We start from the raw sequence: 21426 nt of genomic DNA, 5'->3' as shown, positions 1-21426 counted from the left end.
GCATCCAAATCTCACGCCAAGAACTGACGTCGAATCATTGCCCGACTTCGCTAATCACGGAGACGACGCGGCCCGTGTTGAGTTTCGTTTCGATTTCATCGCCCACGGATAGCGAATCAGCTCGAGTGACCGCTTTTCCGTCAGGGCCAAGCGTGACACTGTATCCACGCGCCAGCACCGAGAGAGGCGAAAGCGCCGAAAGCGCCGTGGACAACTCTGCAATTTGACTACCACTGCGCTGAGTTGTTGCCAACATCGCACGGCGAAGCCGCCCATCGTATTCGTCCAACAAACGCCATCGCATTTGCACGATTTCCATTGGCTTCCGCAAAATCGGACGCCCCATGATCGACTCGGTTACTCGACGCCGCTGGTCAATCGCTTGTCGCATCGATCGATCAAGTCGATGACGAAACAGCGTCACCGAAGTTGCTAACGAGCGTCCATCAGGCAACACGCATGTGGCTGCATCGGTCGGTGTAAGCGCTCGTAAATCAGCCGCTAAGTCGCACAACGTGACATCGATCTCGTGCCCCACTCCCGAAACGGTAGGGATGGAACAATCGGCAACAGCGCGAACAACGGGTTCTTCATTAAAGCACCACAAATCTTCCATACTTCCGCCGCCCCGCGAAATCACCAACACATCCAAGTGGGGCTCAAGCCGTTCAGCCGCTTCGATCGCCGCCACGATCGATTTGGCCGCACCTTCGCCTTGCACAAGCGAAGGAATAACGACAATGTCCGCGCCGCGATATCGATTCGATGCAGCCTTTAAAAAGTCACGAACCGCAGCGCCAGAAGCACTGGTCACAATCCCAATCCGCTTTGGAAGTGAGGGGATCGGACGTTTTCGCTCAGCGGCAAACAAGCCTTCGCCACTAAGTTTGGCCTGCAATTTTTCAAAAGCCAACTGCAATGCACCAACGCCTCGCGGTTCAATCTTTTTAACGACCAATTGATAAGTCCCGCGTGGACCATAGACTTCCACGTCACCGAAGCACAAAACATCTTGACCTTCAGTCAATTCATGCTTCATCCGTTCGACGTTGCTGCGCCACATAACGCCGCGAATTTGAGCATCGTCTCCTTTGAGCGTGAAATACAGATGCCCGCTGCGAGGACGAACCAAGTCCGAAACCTCGGCCGAAACCCAAAGCGATGGAAAGGTTTGCTCCATTACCGCTTTGATATGTCCAGTTAACTCGCCAACCGAAATCGCTTGTCTTGGTGGGCTACTCATTCGTTCCAATCTCCTGAAAAGACCTCCGTTGCACCTCCGGTCATCATGACGTGGTTGTTGGAATCATCCCACTCCAAAACCAAATCACCTCCGAGCAAATGGTTTGTAATACGACGATTCGTTCGGCCTGTTAACACTCCTGCCACGCAAACCGCCGAAGCCCCCGTCCCGCAGGCCCACGTTTCACCGCTGCCACGTTCCCAAGTTCGTTGGCGAACTTCGTCAGCAGAAATCACTTCAACAAATTCGACATTTGTTCGATTTGGAAAACGCGGATCGCTTTCAATCGTGGGGCCAAGTCCAAGAACCAATTCATTGCTCGCTTTAGGAACAAACAAAACGCAATGTGGATTGCCCATGGATACACACGTGGCGGTAAAGGCATGTCCCCCGAATTTAACTTGATGATCAACGACGGGTCCGTTTAAGACCATTTTGGTAGGAATCAAAGCTGCTTCGAGCGTCGGTTCCCCCATGTCAACGGTAACGGACTCCGTCTTACCGTCGTCGCCAAGGTGCAGTGAAAGGTCGAGAACGCCCGCACCGGTTTCAATTTTCATTTGGGCATTGGTGCTTATCCCGTGATCGAAGACGTATTTGGCCACGCAACGGACGCCGTTTCCGCACATCTCGCTTTCGCTTCCGTCCGCGTTCAACATCTGCATCTTGGCGTCAGCGATTTCACTGGGGCGGATTAGAATCAAGCCGTCCCCACCAACACCAAAATGGCGGTGAGCAATTTTGCGGCTTAATTCGGACAGATCGACGGAATCGAGGTTTTCTGTGAAGCAATCAACGTAAACATAGTCGTTGCCAGCACCGTGCATCTTCGTAAAACGCATGACTGAGGTCGTGATGTAGAAATTTTTCAAAGGGAAATAATGAGGAACGCGATGAGTGGTTTTACACTCAAACCAATCAACCTCGCAATCAGATGACTTGAATCATCTACAATCATCTACGCCGCGCAAACCGCTTCGACCGTTTCAATAATCACATCGGCTAGCCGCTGGTATTGTTCAATATGGTTGTAAACCTGCGCAGAAATCCGCACACAGGGAAGATCCTCTTGGAACAGAAAAACGGGAACTTCGATTCGATGGGTTTGGTAAAGTTCTCGCTGAATGGAGGCCATATCAGCCGGATGAAGACGTTTGGTGACAGGAATCGGGATGGTTGCCAGACTGCCGATCATCGACTCGGGCGATGCTGACTCAACACCAAACCGTTCAAGCAAAATTCGCCGTCCCGCCAGCGCGAGTTGGTGATTGGCTTTTAACAAGGGACCGATTCCATCATCAAAAAGTTCGCTCAGAAAATGGATCGCGGCGGGCAAGGCCAAGATCGGAGAAGGGTCAAATGTCCCGGTCCAGTTGAATTCGCCTAAGAATTTGGAATCGCCAAAGCCATCCAAATTTGCTCCATGGCTGATCGATGTCGGTCGCACTTCGCTCTGCAAATCGCTTCGTACGAACAGGAATCCCGACGATTTCGGGCCACAAAGCCATTTATGGTGATTGGCCGTGTAATAGTCGGCATCGATTCGATTAAGATCCACCGGCAACATTCCCGGTGCATGCGATCCATCAACCATGACTCGAATGCCGCGATCGCGAGCCCGGCTCACAATGCGTTCGACGGGGAACACCAAACCCGTTGGACTTGTGACATGATCAACGAGCAGCAGTCGAGTTTTTGGTGTGAAGCTTGCGTCGATCGCGTCGATCACATCGTCGGGCGACTGAAGAGGAAAAGGAACTTTTGCCTGGACGACTGTCGCACCGACTCGCTCGGTGGCAAACCGGACGGCATTATTGCATGCGTTATAACCGTGATTTGTAATCACGACTTCATCGCCACTCGCCAGCGGAAACGACCTCAAGACCGCGTTAACGCCCTCGGTCGAGTTGCGAACCAATGCGATGGACCGAGCATCGCCTTGAACGAAATTTGCAACAACCGAACGCACGTAATCCAGTTTTGGCAAAAGAGATCGCTCTGGCGCAAGAAACTCGATCGGATCATGTTCCTGGCGGAGAATCCAATCCCGCTGTGTTTCCAGCACGACCTTCGGCGTCGCCCCAAACGATCCGTGATTCAAAAAGTCGATATTGGGATTTAATCCCCAGTGATTCGCAAAAGGGCTGCGTTTCGTCAACAAATCGGCCAATGGCGAGGTCCTTTCGTGGGGATCACGACATGAGATCGAATATCAACGATGCTGTGCCGCGACGCATAAACCTGAGAGGCCCAAATCATCATTGAGTCAACAATCGTTCGCAATACCACTGCCGATGAACTCCACATTGAAGCTTCGTTGTGGCAAATTCGCCAAAGAGCAACTACCGCGAACCTACTTCGTTGCCACCGCACTGGGTCGTGCGTTGGCCTTCCGCCAATCGATGTCCGAACGCGTCAACAACCGCGTGCTGACTTGGGCGTTACCCGCATTCAGGGTCGCAAGTCTCGCAATCACGTCGCAAAGTTGAATTTGCTGAGCCTCATGCACAAGTTTTGCCGTTGTTCCAGGAATCACCGTTACGGTTAATGCACCGTTGTGGAATTGACGCAATTCCGCTTCGAGGCGAACCTGTTCGCTGTGCGTCCCCACCGACAAAATCAATCGTTGGACCCCGCCATAATCGAGCAACGATGGACGTGCCATTTGAAGTGCAGTAGCCATTGAAGTGATCGGCTGGTCGTCTCGTTTGCCGCCCGCATCGACGTCGAATGATTTCGATTCACTCGAAATCGCCATCGTACTGGTCCCCTCGTCACCACCACCGTGTTGTGTTGGCAAGACCGCCGTCACATCGCCGAGCGATTGTGTTGCTTGATCAAACGAATGCGATTGCGAAATCGATCCTGCACAGCACACTGCGAGTGCACTACCAACCAGCGGCGATGCGGTATCCGCTAAGCGTTGTTCCAACGCCGTTGGATCGATCGGCATCGCATTCTTTCCGAGCGATCGAACAATAATCGATGACACACACGCTTTGTGAAGTTCGCTAACCGTATGTTCAAACTTTGCTGCGACTTGCGCCGGCATCTCGTCCCACGGATTGTCCGTCGCATCTCGTTGTTCTGCCAAGACCGAGATTGCTACGGCAAAAGACGTCGCCAGATCTCCAAGTCGTGACACCATCCCATTAACATTGCGTGCAAACCGCTCAACCTGTTCTGCGGCCAAACGGTAGATCGTATGAGTCACCAAGCGAGAAGCGATGAAGACTTGCTGCATCGATTCATCCGACTGGCAACTACATTTACGTTCGTCACAGTTTGCATCTTCGGAACCACCAAGTGTCTCGGCCTGACTCCTCAATCGAGCCGACTCAGCGCCGATCTCCTTTAAAAATAGCCCAAGCGTTTCGATCGCCGTCGTGACATCGGTACTGTTGTGCGTAAATCTGGCTGACAACTCACGAGTCACCTGTTGTGTCAAATCATCGACGAACCGAGTCACCTGTGGCAAATGCATGACTTCATTGGCCCACTGAGTCACCATCGCGGCAACCTGCTCCATGCCCAATACATGGTCGTCAGAGTGTTCCGTCAACGAAGCGGACATTTCCGCGAGTCGCCGTTCGATCTCCGCGTGCCGATGCGTATTCGCGGAACCGAAAGCACTTGAAATGATTCCCGAGACAAGATCGCCGTCAAAGAAACAACGGCGGGCGAGTCGTTTATGCAGTAACGGTGCGTTAAGCTTCGCCTCACCAGGATGCCCGAGCCAGCGGAGCAACAGATGTCGGACCGTGGCCGGCGTCAGAATTTCTTCCTCAGGACGGCGAAAAACGCCAAGAGGAACGATCCCAACCGAACGCACTTGCGGCGTGAAGACTTGCGATGAGGAAGCCTCGACATCGATACTGCGTGCCTTCTCCAGCAGCGAATCAGCCCCCGTAGAGTCCGTCCAAACATAGTCGCCAATCACCTGTACTGGCGACGGGGCATCTGGGTCGAATTCGTTGCTAGCCACTAAGTATGCATCTTTCAACGGCGTACGAGCCGCTGGAACACTTGGCCATCCCGCTCCCTCGTCCCCTGGGTAGCCGTTACCAGGCTGAAGGTAATGATTCATTTCGATCAACGTCGAATGCGCATCGTGGTGAGCGAGCGAAAGCGCGGGATCGTGAACCATTCCCTTCATCGCCAGCATCGAAAACACTTTGGACTGTTCCAAACCGTTTGTATCAAGCAAATGGCGAAGCAAATGAACGACGTCCAAGTAGATTCCGCTACCGGTACCGCCGCAAAGCGATCCGACCACAAACACTTTCGGTATGGTTTCGGATTCGCCACGTCCCAATTGCTCAATCGCTCGCCGTAGCGAATCCGTTACTTTCTGTCCGTGGTCGACCAAGGCAAGACGTCCGAGCGGTCGCATCCCTTCGGTGCTAAGCGATCGTGGTACGTTGTAAATCCAGCGTCTTGAAATCGTTCGCAAGCGGTTAGTCGACATCGAATCGCGATAATCAGCCGCCGTGCGAAGCGGAATGTGAACCACTTCGCAACTCGGCAACGCATCGCACCCATTTCCAATCCTTGCGCCACGAATACTGGCCTCATCCGTATCGATCAATATCGAATGCAACTGAATCGGGCAAGCCGAATGAAGACTGCCGATCCGGCTTCGAATGTCGTGCAAAACATCCGCACCGACGCCGCCTAATGCAACCAAAAGCACTTTGGATACCGCACGACCATCGCGTTGAATCCGGCCGTCGCCAAGTGAGGGTAAATCCTCAATCTGTCTTGCGTTTGCCTCGCCCGCAAATTCCGGATCCGTATCGTCGTTATCGAGCTCCGTATTACATCCGATAGGATCCGAAACGCGTCCACGCGGATTCATCAACGCTTCAACGAAGCTGCGGCAATCCGAAAACCGGCGTTCTGGGTTTTTCTCGAGCGCACGCGCCGCCGCCGGACGATCGCTCGGCGGTAGTGGTTCCAAGTCTGGTGCATTGTGCACGTGCTGAGTTGCTAACTGGGCAATCGTTCGACCACTAAACGGCCGTGTCCCCGTCAGAAGTTCCTGGTACATGACGGCCAGCGAGTATTGGTCGCTATGCAAACTGGGACGTCCATCAAACACTTCCGGCGGCGCGTACACGGGCGTTAAGCCGCCCACAACACTGCACTGGTCGTCTCGCAAATCCTTTAGCAAACCAAAGTCGGCGACTTTGACGTGACCGCCCACAACCAACAAGTTACCTGGCTTGATATCCAGGTGTTGCAACTGATAGGACCCGTGCAAATAGTCTAACGCATCGGCCGCATCCATTAAATGCGACAGCAATTTGTCGCGTGGAATGCCACAAGATCCACGCTCGCGATGGTCACGAAAAACTTCTTCTAACGATCGATCCGCAAGTTCGGTGACGATCACCAATTGGTCGTCAACGATTCCAAATCGTTCGAGTGTCAGCAGAAACGGATGGCTGACCCCCTTTATTCTTTCGAGCGATTTAAGCTCTCGTGCGGCTCGCTGTTGGTCGTGTGCGCCAAAGACAAATTTGACCGCTTTCTTGATTCCTCCGGGAGCATCCGCACGCCACACTTCGCCAAATCCACCACGGCCGACTAGCTTTTCGAGGACATAACCAGGAATCGGTTCATAGCCTGCACAAATCTTTCGTGTATTGGTTGCGGTCATCGCGAAGGTTAGTTTGGGTACGAAGGTGAATAACGGACGTGAAGGTCAAACACTAAAGTTGGCTAAAATAGCTCTTGCACGCTTGATCCAAGTAGTCGGGATTAAGCGTGAGCGGAAACTTTCGGTATCGGCAAAAATTGGCAACCTGCGTCAACAAGTCGCGCGGATGACACCGTCGCATTTGCCGCCCACTGTCCTCGTAGAACTTAAACAAATGGTCGGCCGCTTGCGGCGTTTCTGCAAATCCAAGTTGCTTCATCACAGTTTGCATCAATTTGCGGTATTCGTCATGCAATGGATCATCGACAAAAATCTTGTACGGAACCCGCCGCAAGAACGCTTCGTCGACCAGCGAACTTGGATCGATATTGGTCGAAAAAATAATCAACTGTTCGAACGGAATTTGAATCTTTTTGCCTGTAGGCAGCGTCAAGTAGTCGCATTTGTTTTCCAGTGGAACGATCCAACGGTTCAACAGCTCCTCAGGTGCGATCCGTTGACGACCAAAGTCATCGATCAACAGACAGCCGCAATTGCTTTTCATTTGAAGGGGGGCTTCGCAGATGTTCGAGCGTTGGTCATGGCGAACTTCCAAGTTTTCCATCACCAATTCACCACCAACGATAACGGTGGGTCGGCGAATTCGAATCCAACGATGATCCCATTCTTGTCCCTTCAGCAATTCACCCGAAATCTCAGGAACGGGCGCGGGTCGATGAAACGCGTCGTCTTGCAATTTGATCAAATTGCCATCATCTAAGATCGCGTTCGGAATCCAAATTTCTTGGCCAAGACATTGCGTCAAGCAACGGGCAATGGTCGTTTTGCCGTTTCCCGGAGGTCCAAAAAGAAACATCCCCGTATTGCTATTCACAGCTGGCCCGAGGTGATCGAGCAATTCGTTTTGATAAGAAATCGAACTCAATGCAGCGCGCAACTGGTCACGATCAATCGGGTCGAGACCTGCGGCTTGGGCTTCAACGCTAAGAACGTAGTCCGACAACGGCACTGGCGCAGGACCGCTGTAGCGGCACTGTTGCATTTGCGCATTTGCACTTTTTTGCCCAGCGTCGGTTAACGAATAGTAATAGTCATTGAAGGGTGCGGGTCGAACATGGGTAAGCAATTTCCGCGTGCGCATTGAATCCAGCAGCGGCTCGATGACTCGAAACGGAATCCCAATTCGCTCGGCCGTGTTCCGTCCGCTGACCGTTCCAGCAACGAGAATAATCTTCAGCAACAGTCCGTCGACATAGGCCGCACTTAATCCGGTTTCGTGCATATTGCGGGGTTGTGACGGCCAGAACGTATCGTCGGATAAAAGTCCGCCGAGCATGCTCGGCTCGAAAGAATGTGTATCGGCGGCTGTGAGTGTCATAGCGATTGTAGGGAACGTGTTAGGAGTGCGATCGTGCATGCGAATCGATAACTTCGATACTCAAGCCCGTGTTTTTCGGTGCAACGAATGTACCGATGCATTTCCGCTGCTGAAACTTAGCTTGCGATTAGACCGATCGCCCTTAGCAGATAAAAAACAGCAAAGCACGAAGAGAAAATGGACGGTTCTACTGACGTGCGACAAATTGCGACCTACATTTGGGTTGGTGAGGCGTGTCGATCCCCGCACAGGGGGTGACTTGTGTCGGGACATAATGACACGTAAACGAACATTTCACCGCATACATGTTGGAACCACTATCGCCCCGTAAGCGTGATTATTTATGGCCACAATCGACAACTTGACGTTAGAACGTTTGCGACGCAGCACAGCGTTGGTGGACGACGTTTGGTTTTTGTCCGGCCCAACGCAGCCCGGCGAAACAATCATTCATCTGCCGATCGATGACGAACCCTATGTGATTGGACGAAAACCAGGCGTCTCGTTAAGGCTCCAATTCCGCACCGTTAGCGGCCAACATGCCGCGCTGAGTATCAAAGAAGGCGTTCTATACCTGACCGATCTCGGCAGCACAAACGGAACGTACATCAATGGCAAACGAGTCGAGCCCAATAATCCGGTTAAGATTTGCGAAGACGAGTTGATTCATTTCGCCGAAGCGCCGTTTCGCGTCTATCGTCAAAGTTCGACGGGAGCCACAAATGGAACTTTTGCGGAAAACATTTGCGATCAAGCCCTTGCATTGGTGCAATTCGATCGCTTGATGTCGGAACGACTGGTCAGACCGCATTTCCAAACCATTGTTGACTTGACCAAGGAAACACGCGAGATCATTGGTCACGAAATCCTTGGACGTGGCAGCGTGTTCGGACTCGAATCGGTCTCCGCAATGTTCCATGCGGCCGAACAACTTAGTTTGGAAGTGGAACTGAGTCGCTTGTTGCGTTGGGAAGGCATCCGTGTCGGACGCGATTTCCCAGAGGGACCACAACTATTCGTCAATACACATCCAAAAGAAATGGACGACTGTGACGGTTTGATTGAGTCGTTAGCGCAAACTCGCGAAATGGCAGGTAATGCGAATATCGTCTTGGAGATACACGAATCGACGGTGACCGACCGAGCCGCAATGAAAGATCTGGTATCGGCTCTTGAGGAACAAGACATCAAACTCGCTTACGACGATTTTGGTTCAGGCCAAGCGCGTCTAGCAGAATTGATCGAGGCACGTCCGCATATCGTCAAGTTCGACATCTCACTGATCCGAGGAATTGACAAAGCCGATAGCTGTCGCCGCAAGATGCTGTCGAATCTGGTCAACATGGTTTGCGACTTGGACATCCTGGCACTCGCGGAGGGTGTGGAAACCGACGATGAATCGAAGGCCTGTATTGACTTAGGCTTCCAGCTAGGCCAAGGCTTCTTCTATGGGCGTCCTGCGCCAGGATAGTGAACACCAATTCTTGACTCATTTTCGCCGCGGGCGTTTTGGATTAGACTTTCGTCGAGGACAGACTCGCAAACCTATTGAAAATGAGTGAAACATGAAAACGGATTGGATTCGAATTGTTGACGCTCGCGCTCAAGACGCCGTTGGAAAGCGTTGTGAAATTCGCGGCTGGGTACGGACGCGGCGGGACAGCAAGGGCGGTTTTAGCTTCATCGAAGTGAACGACGGCAGCTCGCTCGGCAATCTTCAAATCGTCGCTCCGGCCGAATTAGCAAACTATGCCGACGAAGTCCAAAAACTCACCGCTGGATGCAGCGTCGTCATAGCAGGCGATCTCTTGGAGTCCCCCGCCAAAGGCCAAGACACCGAGCTGCACGCAACGTCCGTACGGGTTCTCGGATGGGCTGACCCTGACACCTATCCACTGCAAAAGAAACGTCACTCGTTCGAAAAACTACGCGAATGGGCACACCTGCGCCCACGCACCAACACACTCGGTGCCGTCATGCGGGTGCGGAACCAAATATGTCAATCGATCCACGACTTCTTTCATGAAAATGGATTTCTTTACACGCACACGCCGATCATTACCGCTAGTGATTGCGAAGGTGCGGGGGAGATGTTTCGCGTCACCTCATTGGACCTCGAAATGCTCGCCAAATCAGGGGGGCCGGTTAAATACGAATATGACTTCTTCGACAAACCAACTTTTTTAACCGTTAGCGGACAACTCGAAGGGGAAACCTACGCAACCGCTTTGGGGCGGATCTACACATTCGGGCCGACATTCCGCGCCGAGAACAGCAACACGTCAAGACACTTGGCCGAATTTTGGATGGTCGAACCGGAAGCAGCGTTCTTTGATTTAGCCGACGCCATGAAGTTGGCCGAAGACTTCTTGAAGCGGATCTTTACCGATTGCTTGAACCACTGCGACGAGGACATGCAGTTTTTCAACAAGATGATTCAAAAAGGCGTTCTCGATCAAATACGCAGCGTGATTGAGCGTCCGTTTGGACATATGACCTATACCGAGGCGATCAAGGTTCTGGAAACGTGCGATGCAAAATTCGACTACCCCGTTTCGTGGGGTACCGATCTTCAGGCCGAGCACGAGCGGTACTTGACCGAACATCATGTCAAAGGGCCAGTAATTTTGACGGATTATCCATCATCAATCAAACCTTTCTACATGCGAGTCAGTGATGACGGCAGAACGGTTGCCGCGATGGATGTGTTGGTCCCTGGGGTTGGCGAAATTATCGGCGGAAGCCAACGCGAAGAGCGGCTCGATGTCTTGACCGGCCGCATGGAGGAGGCGAGGTTAGACAAGGCCGATTACGGCTGGTACCTGGATTTGCGGCGGTTTGGGACAGTCCCACATGCTGGGTTCGGGTTAGGACTCGAACGAGCAGTTCAATATGTCACAGGCATGACAAATATCCGCGACGTCATTCCGTTCCCGCGGACTCCTGGAAATGCAGAGTTTTGATGACCGCAGGACGATTAGCTCCTTCGCCGACCGGGGCTCAACACCTCGGAAACGCTCGTACCTACTTAATCGCCTATTGGTCCGCTCGCAGTCTTGGGAAACGTTTGGTATTGCGAATCGAGGATATCGATTCACCGCGTGTGAAACCGTGGGCGGTCCAGCAGGCAATCGACGATTTGCGCTGGCTGGGCATCTCGTGGGACGAAGGTCCTGATATCGGTGGACCGCATGAGCCTTACATCCAAACGCTTCGTAGGAGTCGGTATGAAGAGGCTCTCGAACATTTGATTTCGATAAACCGTGTCTATCCTTGCACTTGCTCGCGGCGTGATATTGCCGAAGCGGGGTCGGCACCTCACTTCGAGCACGAAGGACATGTTTACCCAGGTACTTGTGCAACTTGGTCCAAAGGTGATCCGCTGCCGGAATCGGGTTCCTATTGCTGGCGGTTCCGGATCACCGAAAACTTGGTCCATTTTGACGACTTGGTTGGCGGGTCTCAATCGTGTTCCCCCGCGCGACATTTAGGGGACTTTCCCGTCACCCAAAAAAGCGGAAACATCTCGTACCATTTGGCGGTCGTATGCGATGATCACTCGATGGGAATTACCGAAGTGGTTCGCGGAGATGACTTGTTGCCGAGCACGTTTCGCCATTTAGATTTGGCAACCGTGATTGGAATGACGCCACCGCAATACGCTCATGTTCCTTTGGTGCTCGGTCCCGATGGTCGCCGATTGGCAAAGCGTCATGGTGACACTCGGCTCGCTACGTTGCGGCAACGAGGGATCACACCTGAGCAAATTGTTGGCTGGGCCGCACATAGCGCCGGCTTCATCGATGATCTTCAGAGATGCCAAGCGGATGATGTAATCGAATCGTTTTCATGGGACAAGTTGCACCGACAACCAGTAATCGCAGATGATACGTTCGGTTTGAGTTAGCAACACACGATCGGCCATTTAACCGCGCAGCTTCGCCAATTCATTCTTCAGCATCATTGCGGTGCCCGCATCGCCCGCTTGTTCAAATCGATCAATTCCGCGTTTGTACATTTCCATACAATAGTCACTCGCCGCGTTACCTCGCTTTTGATCGATCAAAGGCAAGAATCGTCGATAGAACGACAAAACCTCTTGATTGGCCCCTTCGACGTCGCCAGCCAATTGCTCCATGCGATCGAGCATCGATGGCACATAGCGACCTTCCTGCGGGAATTTCAAAATCGTGAAGGCCAAACCGGTAATCGCCGCAGGCACTTTTTCCTGTCCAACCAAGTAATCTGAATAACGAAGCCTCGCTTTGCAAGATAAATCGGGACGACCAGCGTGTTCGTAAAGGGCCACGAGTTGTGAATAGAGGGCGTCCCGCTTCGCAGCAAGCTGTTGGAAATGAATCAAGTCATCAAAGATTTCCCAAGTGAAGTCAGGAAAGCTTGCGAAGCTTGAGAAGAGACCGTTCATGGTCGCGAGCATCAACTTCTCGTGACGCGGTTCAATCACACCGTCGCGAGACATCTTGGCCAAGGTTCGCCAAGCCCCTTCGTTCAGCGGCGATACCTTCAAGACTTGGCTCAGATAACGGATTTGATCGAGCACATCAAGCTCTTCGGATTCGCGGATCATCGAGAACAAATCCATCAGCCAATCCGCCCGACGCTTTGCCCAAGGGTTCATCCCAACCGATTGAAGCCGAAGCTCTAATTGGCGGTCTGTGATTCGTTGGCCTGATTGCGGTTCGATTAAGTTGCCGACGTAATAGTGGTCACCCCGATAACGTCCGTGGGACTCAAGAACAAATTGGATTCCCTGCAAGCTCGCCGATTTGATTTCCACCCACATCACCCATGCGTGCCCGCTGCCTCCAAAACGTCCGCCGCCACTGACGTGTGCCGCCGGGACGCCTAGACTCTTGCCGACGCGTGTGGCAAAGTCAGCTTGCATCGAACAAACGCCGCCGAAGCTGCGCAAATTTGCAAGGGTGTACGGTTTCCCTTCTAATCGACACACTTGGCCTCCCGTTTCCAGCATCACTCCGTCGTAGGGTACCTCTCCGTAACATTTGCCAAACATGATTCGTTTGGGCAAGTACTGCAGGACGGCCCATTTCCGCTCTTCCATCGGTGTCGGATGGTTGACTACATGAACGAGAAATTCCCACGGCAGAAATTGACCGCGACCTTGCATGACATTTTCTGCAATCAAGAAATACTCGAAGTTGTCAGCCGCTTCCATCAATCCATCGGGCATTTGTGAATGCGTCCGCCGAGAATGGCCCTCGTAGCGATAGACTCCTTTCTTGTTGTCCCAGACGACGGACGTAGCAATCGCGAGAGGCAAATAGGAAACGATTTGCTCAGGGTATTTTTTTCGCAGCGAATCGAAAATCCGAATCGCTTCGATCACATTGTCAAGCTCGGGATCAATAGCAGTAAAAAGCTCGTCGCGAATTTCGGCGTGTTCATCGAACCACTTTTTGGCAGCTTCGTTGTCATCACCGAGCGCCTCGCCAATGTCTTTTGCATTTTGCTTGGCAAATCGATCCGCGAAGATCGACCGCAGGAGGGTGTACTGCGCCTCTTTGAACAGCGAACGATCGCGATACAGTTCAAGGATCGTATCCTTGCCAATTTCGTCTGGGTCATCGTGTTTGATAATATCGCCACCCAACGATCTCCCCACCGACGGTTCCTCCGGAGTTACAGGCGATATAGCGGAGGTATTATCACTGCTATCCGCAAACGGCATCTCTTTCAAACCACTGGCCAACGACAGGTCTTTTGGAGCTGATTCCGATGGAATCTCTTCGACTTCCGCAACACTTTCTTGGCTTTGGCTGGAAGGCTCAACCAACGGTATTGGTAACCCAACCGAGCCGTTTCGGACTTCTTCATTTGCCACCGCTGGCTGTGTCGAGTTAGCAACTTCGAGTGGCTCTTTCGAGGACAACTGCTGCAATAGTACCATCAGGCCCGAAAAAGTGCCGATCATCATCAGTGCCATAAACACCAACAAACCAATCGGCCGTTTCCTTTTTCCATGCTTGCCTTTGGAACGCGTGATTTTTTTCGACGCCTTTCGGCGCGAGGCGTCACCAGCGTGATTGCCGCTTGAATCATTCAGTTGACTGAAATCGAAAGAATCCTTATCAGGCATCGTCTTACCAGAATGTTGAGTTATTCGGTGTCGGTCGGGACGGCCCACCATGATGGGTCATCACTTTTGAATGCGGTTCGCCGCAGCGTCGTCGGGTCAACAAGGCTGAGTTGTTTCGCATGCAGGCATAGCGGCGGATCGTCGATCGACAACGTTTGCTGGTCGCCGAGTTCCCCGTCGGCTCGGTATAACAGGTCACCCATTATAGGATACCCAAGCGTCCAAAGATGGACACGAATCTGGTTTGTGCGGCCGGTGACCGGTTTGGCATAGACAAGCGTTGTACCATCACCGAGCCGACCAGCGACCTGAAAATCGGTCCGTGCAGGTTGTCCGTTTTCATCGGCACATCGGGCTCCAACGTTTCGCCGCATCTGTTTCCGCCCAGCGGAATTAGCGATCGGAAGCTCGCAGCAATGCTCGTCCCACGGCACAGTGCCCTCAACACGAGCAAAATAGAGTTTTTGTACCTCGCGGCGTTCGAATTGAGGTTGAATAAACCCGGCTGCCTTGGCGGTTCGACAAAGCAGAACGACGCCGGTCGTGTTCGCGTCGAGCCGATGGGCGATGCGAAGTTTTGCCCCGCCGTAAACATTTTCGAGCATCGACAAAAGTGTATTGCGATTGAACCTTCCGCATGGATGAATCGGCAACGGCGCGGGTTTGTCGACGACGATGACAGCATCGTCCTCGAAAAGAATCCCAATGGATGCATTCACATCGGGTTCGGTCACACCACGCATCACATGGGTGAAGCGTTCGCCTTCACGAACGATCCGCGCAGCGCGTGCGGGAAACGAATCGATCGAGATATCCCCTGCTTCGATCCAAGAGAGCCAAGCTTCGCGCGGGGTGGGGGGATGGTAAAGACAAAGAAAGTCGATGAACGCCATCCCCGCAAATTTTGATTTGACATGAATCGTCCGCCGGTTCTCGTACGGAATCCGGCCAGGCAATGGTTCAACACAAAATCGCTTGATCACGACACGGTCTTCATCTTTCAATATCGCTTTTCGCTAGCGCAACCGGCAACGATGCACGGACCGCTAGAGCGACGTTTTTGCACCGCTGATCAATTTAATGAACTCATCATTGGAATCAAACCGACCAAGTTGTTTGGTCAATTGTTCCATCGCATCGACCGGGTGCATGCTACTAAGCGTCCGTCGGAGCATCGTGACCGCTTCGTAGGTTTCCGGATCATGCAGCAACTCCTCGCGACGAGTTCCACTTTGACTGATGTCAATCGAAGGCCAAACGCGCCGGTCGGCTAAACGTCGGTCGAGGACCAACTCCATGTTCCCGGTACCTTTGAACTCTTGGAAAATCGCTTCGTCCATGCGACTATTCGTGTCCACAAGCGCGGTACCGACAATCGTTAGCGAGCCACCTTCGTCAAACGCACGAGCAGTTGCGAAAAGTTTCTTAGGAATGTCCATCGCCTTGATATCCAAACCTCCGCTCATGGTCGCACCACCACGCCCGCCGCGTCCAACCCATTTATTGAACGCACGAGCGAGTCGTGTGATCGAATCGAGCATCAAGAAAACGTCTTGCCCCATTTCGGCGAGCCGTCGAGCACGGTCTATCACCAATTGGCTCAACCGAACATGGCTTTCCACGTCCATATCAAGGCTGCTAGCGACGACTTCGCCTCCGTGGACGCTGCGCCGCATATCGGTGACTTCTTCTGGTCGCTCGTCGATCAACAGCACGATTAATTTCACGTCTGGATGATTCTCGTAAACTCCCTGGGCAAGGTTTTGTAGCATGACCGTTTTACCGCTCCGTGGCGGTGCAACAATCAAGGCTCGTTGACCGCGACCGAGAGGCGACAGCAAATCAATCACTCGATTGGTGAGCGGTTGGCGACCGCATTCCATCTTCAACCATTGCTCAGGATTGATCGCAGTGAGTGAATCGAAGTCCTTTACCTCAAGGAACTTTTCGGGCTCCATGCCATCGACGTCGATGATTTCACGAACGCGGGGCCCCTGTTGGCGGCGAGCTTGTTGGACCATCGCCTTAAGCATCACACCTTGGCGAAGACCGAATTTCTCGATCATCGTTCCCGGTACAAACGCGTCACTACGTTCTCGCGAGTAATTATTCTCGGGACTACGCATGAAGCCATACCCATTGGGATGCAGCTCCAAGATGCCGACATTTTCTTCCAGCGGCGCGTCGCTGGCGAAATCGGCTGGCTCTCCACTCGAATTCCCTTGACCGCCGCCTTGACCGCCGCCTTGACCACCTTGGCCTCCACCGCCACCACGACGACGTCGGCGAACACGGGGTTTTCCGTTGCCACCACTATTGGAATTGTTGCCGTAAGAGCCACCGGACGAGTTACTGCCCGAGCCACCTCGGCCGCGATTGCTGCGCTGTTTTTTTGCCATGTTTGATCCAGATGCGCCAAATGGGCTTGTTCCAAGCGAATCGAAGAAACGCTTTGTAGCCGGCTTCAGCGGGAAATCGAAGAAAGACCGCAATAAGTTGAAAGGGAAATGGAAACCTCTAAGGGGCCACGGCGGTTGCGTGTCCGAAGGGGTAAACGGTGAGAGTGTTTGATCAGGGCTGACGGAAACGCCACATGGAGTTAACTGCCAATATGATCTCGTTCAGTTATTCCGTCCTGAAACGTGCGACACAACACAACGGCTTGCGGATCAAATACCGCGAAAACCTGAATAATGATTGTTTGGAATCAGATGCTTGATGGCGTTCCAGAACCCTGTTGCTGAACGCGCTTTTCGTCGATCCTCGCTGTATCGATTTCTTCCTATCTATCGATCTTTATCGAATTGGATGCGTCGCTTGGTACCGCATTACCTAGCCGCGATGACTCTGCTGTGGCCGACTTTTCTTTCTCTCTTTATCTCAAGCCATTTTTCGTCCGGCGAGTGCAACTGCTTTTCCGAAGCGGTCTGCAAAAAGAGAGGATGCGGTCGAAACCGTAAACAGAGAGAAGTTGCTCGCCATCGTTGGTGACAAGCTTCATTCCTTCTTGAAATATACGCCAATCCACTCCACTGTCAATAGTGTTTTGCCGCAGCGGACCGCATTTTCATACTTGCATCGAAAAATCTGTCCGTTTTTGTTCGTTCCTTCACCCCTGATAAGCTGTGCCGGTTGTACGGGTCTTGGGGCGCATCCCCGATACATGAGTGGCCACAACCGGACTTTCACAGGCAGTCGGCGTACCGATTATCCGATCTATAACCGCATGTCAGAAGACAGGGACTGCACGGATTGTTTGTATCAAGACGATTTCCGGGCTGAACGACTCCAAGAACAGGGACTCGCATCGTGATCTCGAACCGGCAAACGACTTCAAAAACTCCGAAACATTCCGGATCAACACTCACCAAAGTTGTGTCTATCTTATTGACCGTCGTTTTGATCGGGCTGGTGGCTGTTGATGTCGCAATTTCGTACAAGGTTAAAAAAACAGCCTCGCAGGAACTCGATCGAAACACGGCTGCATGCGCACTTCCCGAGCGTCCCCGGCTGCCCGAAGCGATCCATCAAGCAGAAGAATCGGGTGAATCGAGGTCCGTCGAACGAACCACGACAAACATGTCTGACGCAATCGCGATCCTGCCAGGCAAACCAATCGCGGACAAACAGGACGAGTTGAATACTGAACCGACCGCAGCGTTTCCGAAAGTGCCAAGCCGTCTTGCAAGTCATCTGTCAAACCCAACGTTGATTTCGAACCCGCAAAATAATGAACTGTCGCTCGACAAGCCGACAGGCGAGACCACTGCGATCGACAAACCACTCGCGGATTTAGCGAAAACGTATACGCCTCAATTACCGGCATTCCGATCGGCGTTGCCCTACAAATCAGCAGCAGAATCACAAACCCGTTGTCGCCAGACGCTCGATGAAGCCGCTCATGAATACCGCGTAGGCGCTTGGTTATCAGCCGAGGCATCCGCATGGCATGCACTGGCAATCGCTGTCGATGCAATTGAGATAACGGATGATCATGGTTCGAATTCGGACGGCTCCCAAACAGATCCCGTCTCCGACTTGCAACTGGCCCGCGCCGCTCTCATCGAAGCACGCGATTTTGCTCAACAGTTAAGCGCCGAGACGCAAGTGAGCCTCGAAACGATCGTGCGATCACACCGCATGAAACTAATTGCCGAAAACATGCTTGAAAAGACAACGCCAACACAAGCAATGGGAATCTACTTGGAACATGCCCGAGAAATGTTCGCTGTCTTGGCAAACCAAAATGTTCAAGCCGCTGAAGCAATGGACTTGCTTGCCGCAATTTATCTCGGTCGGAACGACCCGGCGACAATGCCAACAAGCACTTCACTATGCCTGCGTCGCGCGGCACTTCAAGGACAACCGACCAATGCCAACTTGGCTTCGCGTTTGGGTGTTCAACTTGCGAAAATCGGACTACTTGGCGAATCACGACGAGTGCTGGAGCATTCGCTATCCATGCGGTACGACCGTGATACTCAATTGGCGTTGGCCCATGTGATGCGAACTTCGGGACAACCCCAATTAGCAGCCGCCCAACAAGCCGAGCATCGGCAATCGTTCGATAAGATACCTCGAAAGCTTCCCGTTCCCGAAGTCATTCAGCTTTCGCCGGAAGCCTTCGCTGCTGTTTCGCCATCCATCATTCCACAGGGAGCGATTCCCATGAATCAGTCTCCCACGATGCAGAACACAGTAGCCCCGACACAAGAAACCGCAAACGCCACGCGGCCTATTCAAGCCAAAGCAGTGTCATACCGCATGGCGACACCCGCAGACGATTCGGTCAAACTACCACAACAATCTGCTACGGACGAAGCGACAACGGAATCACCGATTCGCCGAACCCTGCAAACCATGCGGAATTGGTGGTAACAAACTCATGCAACAACCCAACTACGAAGTCGACAGACGTTTCCCCACACCGATTTCGGCGACGATGGACAACACGATCATGACAAGTCGAATGGCCTGGTTGCTTTGGATGACACTTGGCTTAACCAGCCTATGGGTTACACAAGCGAGCGGCCAAACACAACCTGTAACTGCAAACCACTCCTTTGCTGCGGCCCCGTTCCTTGCGGCAGAGCCTATGGCCGGGCAATACTCAAGTGGTCCACACATGCAGAACGAATCATGTGCATGCCGAAACGTCCCCGGTGGGTACCCATGCACAACGACATGCAATCGTTGCATGATGGGAGTGGATTGCGCCGACGGTTGCGGAGGCGAACTGCGCTGGGAAGATTTCCGCCCAATGACGTTCGACGCCTATGGCCCCGGGGGCTACGCGGGCCCTTCGCGATTGGCTCACTTGAGCCAATACCGATTGCGCCCCGGTGACGAGATATTGGTCTTCTACTTGATCACTCGCGCTCAGGCCAAGGGCGTGTATCGCTTGACCCCCGGCGACTCAGTGTTGATTGAATCGTTGACCAACGAAGAGTTAACGCGTGGGACACTCGAAAATGGACTTGTGATCCAACCCGATGGAACAATATCAGTTCGGATACTTGGCCAAATCCGTGCGGCGGGCATGTCGGTCAGTCAGTTGAAAGAAACGCTCAACGAGACCTACAAGAAGTACTACGACAAACCCGATGTGGACGTAACACCGGTCAAAACGAATACGTTAGCAGAAGACATCCGTGCCGCCGTTGGTGGTCAAAGTGGATTCACCCAGCAAGCGATCACCGTTCGCATAATGCCCGATGGAAAAGTGCGTTTACCTGGCATCGGCGAAGTATGCGTGCAAGGATTTTCTCTCAACGAAATGAAACGAGAGATTAATCTAAAGTATGGCGAGATCGTCGTCGGGTTAGAAACGGAGCCCATTTTGGCGGCCCAGGCACCTCACTTTGTCAACGTGCTTGGACGCGTTGGATCGCCCTCGCGAATCGAACTCGATGGCCCGACAACCGTGCTCGGAGCCATCGCGGCGGCCGGTGGCCATTTGCCAACTGCAAACATGAGGCAGGTGGTGATCTTCCGCCGTGCAGAAGATTGGCGACTGATCTCGACAATGCTTGACTTACAAGGTGCCGTCTTTGGCAAACGCCCTACGCCCGCGGATGAGATCTGGGTACGTGACGGAGACGTGATCATTGTTCCCGAACGTCCAATCGTACGATTCGACAATTGGGTGGATCAAGTCTTCACCAGCGGAATCTATGGATTGGTCCCACCGGGGGCTCAGTTTGACATAAATCCCTAAACCGAAAGTAGACTAGCGAGCTCAATTGAGCGTCGGTTTTTCAGGATGAACTCGACACCACCAAACGACGGCGGCGCCCCACAACCGATCCGAGCCAATCTTAATGCGATCGGCGTTTAAGCGATCGTTTGCTTTTCGGAACCTTGGGCAACCGCAGCTTGTTCTTCGGCCCGTCGAAGCGCGGTCTCAACGCGTGCGAGCAAATCATTCGAGCGATCGATATGTTGACAGCCATCGCTTTGAGCCGATGCAACAAATTCCGCGTTACAGTGTTGGCACGCCACGGTACAACCCAAAAGCGAAGCCCGAATTTCCACACGACGTCCACAGACGGGACAGGACTGGGTGAAGCGAACGCGATGAGAAGATGTCATTGTCAAAATCCTTGTAGCTGACGTAGTCCATTGCCGAAGTCGTGATTTTAACCCTTGAGGGCATTTAAGGCAAGGAAAAACCCTCAAGGGGTAATCCAGCTGGTGCCATTCGCCGCATCCAAATTGCAAACACGGAAACCACACAGCCACCCTCGCACCACTCCATAGGGGTACAGCTAGTGTATCCGAACTTGCAAAGTTCCAAGGTTAAAAATTGTGAATTTTCTGAAAAGTTGCATGCTATTATCCCAGTAAAAATCGCCTTTTTAGGTGCAAACGTCCACTACGGGTCGCCCATCCGAGCCAAGTGATGGCAAGCGTCCTTGCTGGCTGCATCGCAGGCTGCCTGGGGCTGCGATTAGGCCCCAACCGAGCCTTGTGTGGCGTATTGCCGCAGCCGCCGATTTAGAAGCTCTTGCCCGCACGGTCAGGCT

At 52.8% G+C, this 21426-nt stretch carries 14 protein-coding genes; 5 read left to right on the top strand and 9 right to left on the bottom strand.

The window, feature by feature from the left end:
- Window positions 1–34: 34 nt before the first annotated feature.
- From xseA to CA13_RS27775, 5 genes are all read right to left on the bottom strand, one after another.
- Window positions 35–1243: an exodeoxyribonuclease VII large subunit gene (gene xseA / locus CA13_RS27795; RefSeq protein WP_146402261.1), complete on the bottom strand. Its 1209-nt coding sequence runs from the start codon at window positions 1241–1243 to the stop codon at window positions 35–37.
- Complete coding sequence (gene dapF, locus CA13_RS27790) at window positions 1240–2085, bottom strand: diaminopimelate epimerase (protein WP_146402259.1); 846 nt, start codon at window positions 2083–2085, stop codon at window positions 1240–1242. Before dapF ends, xseA begins: the two co-directional genes overlap by 4 nt.
- Window positions 2086–2201: 116 nt before the next feature.
- Window positions 2202–3413 carry an aminotransferase class V-fold PLP-dependent enzyme gene (locus tag CA13_RS27785; RefSeq protein WP_419194919.1) on the bottom strand — a complete coding sequence of 404 codons (1212 nt, stop codon included), beginning with the start codon at window positions 3411–3413 and terminating at the stop codon, window positions 2202–2204.
- Window positions 3414–3596: 183 nt separating this feature from the next.
- The gene (locus CA13_RS27780) at window positions 3597–6905 is read right to left on the bottom strand and encodes a protein kinase domain-containing protein (RefSeq protein ID WP_146402257.1); all 3309 of its coding nucleotides are present in this window, start codon (window positions 6903–6905) and stop codon (window positions 3597–3599) included.
- Window positions 6906–6957: 52 nt separating this feature from the next.
- Window positions 6958–8283, bottom strand: a complete 1326-nt coding sequence (locus tag CA13_RS27775; RefSeq protein ID WP_146402255.1) for an ATP-binding protein — start codon at window positions 8281–8283, stop codon at window positions 6958–6960.
- Between the two features lie 343 nt (window positions 8284–8626).
- On the opposite strand from CA13_RS27775, the gene CA13_RS27770 reads away from it, so the two are divergent.
- From CA13_RS27770 to gluQRS, 3 genes are all read left to right on the top strand, one after another.
- Complete coding sequence (locus CA13_RS27770) at window positions 8627–9754, top strand: EAL domain-containing protein (protein WP_146402253.1); 1128 nt, start codon at window positions 8627–8629, stop codon at window positions 9752–9754.
- Window positions 9755–9848: 94 nt separating this feature from the next.
- Window positions 9849–11246: an asparagine--tRNA ligase gene (gene asnS, locus CA13_RS27765; RefSeq protein ID WP_146402251.1), complete on the top strand. Its 1398-nt coding sequence runs from the start codon at window positions 9849–9851 to the stop codon at window positions 11244–11246.
- Window positions 11246–12190, top strand: a complete 945-nt coding sequence (gluQRS, locus tag CA13_RS27760) for a tRNA glutamyl-Q(34) synthetase GluQRS (protein WP_146402249.1) — start codon at window positions 11246–11248, stop codon at window positions 12188–12190. Before asnS ends, gluQRS begins: the two co-directional genes overlap by 1 nt.
- 18 nt (window positions 12191–12208) lie before the next feature.
- On the opposite strand, the gene CA13_RS27755 is transcribed toward gluQRS, so the two are convergent.
- Genes CA13_RS27755 through rho form a run of 3 tightly spaced genes read right to left on the bottom strand, consistent with a single transcriptional unit; the run spans window position 12209 to window position 16800 of the window.
- Window positions 12209–14401, bottom strand: a complete 2193-nt coding sequence (locus tag CA13_RS27755) for a hypothetical protein (RefSeq protein WP_146402247.1) — start codon at window positions 14399–14401, stop codon at window positions 12209–12211.
- Between the two features lie 20 nt (window positions 14402–14421).
- Window positions 14422–15405: an RluA family pseudouridine synthase gene (locus tag CA13_RS27750; RefSeq protein WP_419194918.1), complete on the bottom strand. Its 984-nt coding sequence runs from the start codon at window positions 15403–15405 to the stop codon at window positions 14422–14424.
- Window positions 15406–15447: 42 nt separating this feature from the next.
- A complete protein-coding gene (gene rho, locus CA13_RS27745; RefSeq protein ID WP_146402245.1) occupies window positions 15448–16800 on the bottom strand; it encodes a transcription termination factor Rho in 1353 nt (450 codons plus the stop codon).
- 976 nt (window positions 16801–17776) lie between these two features.
- Between rho and CA13_RS27740 the strand changes: the two genes are divergently transcribed.
- Both CA13_RS27740 and CA13_RS27735 read left to right on the top strand, forming a co-directional pair.
- Window positions 17777–19279: a hypothetical protein gene (locus CA13_RS27740; protein ID WP_146402243.1), complete on the top strand. Its 1503-nt coding sequence runs from the start codon at window positions 17777–17779 to the stop codon at window positions 19277–19279.
- A 7-nt stretch (window positions 19280–19286) separates the two neighbouring features.
- Window positions 19287–20618 (top strand): polysaccharide biosynthesis/export family protein, encoded by a 1332-nt coding sequence (locus CA13_RS27735; RefSeq protein WP_419194917.1) that lies wholly within the window; start codon window positions 19287–19289, stop codon window positions 20616–20618.
- 116 nt (window positions 20619–20734) lie between these two features.
- On the opposite strand, the gene CA13_RS27730 is transcribed toward CA13_RS27735, so the two are convergent.
- Entirely contained in the window at window positions 20735–20992 is a 258-nt protein-coding gene (locus tag CA13_RS27730) for a response regulator (protein ID WP_146402241.1), read from the bottom strand.
- Window positions 20993–21426: the final 434 nt, after the last annotated feature.

The organism is Novipirellula herctigrandis (assembly GCA_007859835.1).
Lineage (GTDB): Bacteria > Planctomycetota > Planctomycetia > Pirellulales > Pirellulaceae > Novipirellula_A > Novipirellula_A herctigrandis.
The sequence above is the reverse complement of the archived record's forward strand: the minus strand, read 5'-3'. Positions and strand labels throughout refer to the sequence as shown.

Bases quoted from the DNA above. Each gene is read 5' to 3' on its own strand.
- gluQRS (WP_146402249.1), top strand. From the start codon at position 11,246: ATGACCGCAGGACGATTAGCTCCTTCGCCGACCGGGGCTCAACACCTC.
- CA13_RS27770 (WP_146402253.1), top strand. From the start codon at position 8,627: ATGGCCACAATCGACAACTTGACGTTAGAACGTTTGCGACGCAGCACA.
- rho (WP_146402245.1), bottom strand. From the start codon at position 16,800: ATGGCAAAAAAACAGCGCAGCAATCGCGGCCGAGGTGGCTCGGGCAGT.
- CA13_RS27775 (WP_146402255.1), bottom strand. From the start codon at position 8,283: ATGACACTCACAGCCGCCGATACACATTCTTTCGAGCCGAGCATGCTC.
- CA13_RS27780 (WP_146402257.1), bottom strand. From the start codon at position 6,905: ATGACCGCAACCAATACACGAAAGATTTGTGCAGGCTATGAACCGATT.
- dapF (WP_146402259.1), bottom strand. From the start codon at position 2,085: ATGCGTTTTACGAAGATGCACGGTGCTGGCAACGACTATGTTTACGTT.
- CA13_RS27735 (WP_419194917.1), top strand. From the start codon at position 19,287: ATGCAACAACCCAACTACGAAGTCGACAGACGTTTCCCCACACCGATT.
- xseA (WP_146402261.1), bottom strand. From the start codon at position 1,243: ATGAGTAGCCCACCAAGACAAGCGATTTCGGTTGGCGAGTTAACTGGA.
- CA13_RS27730 (WP_146402241.1), bottom strand. From the start codon at position 20,992: ATGACATCTTCTCATCGCGTTCGCTTCACCCAGTCCTGTCCCGTCTGT.
- asnS (WP_146402251.1), top strand. From the start codon at position 9,849: ATGAAAACGGATTGGATTCGAATTGTTGACGCTCGCGCTCAAGACGCC.
- CA13_RS27755 (WP_146402247.1), bottom strand. From the start codon at position 14,401: ATGCCTGATAAGGATTCTTTCGATTTCAGTCAACTGAATGATTCAAGC.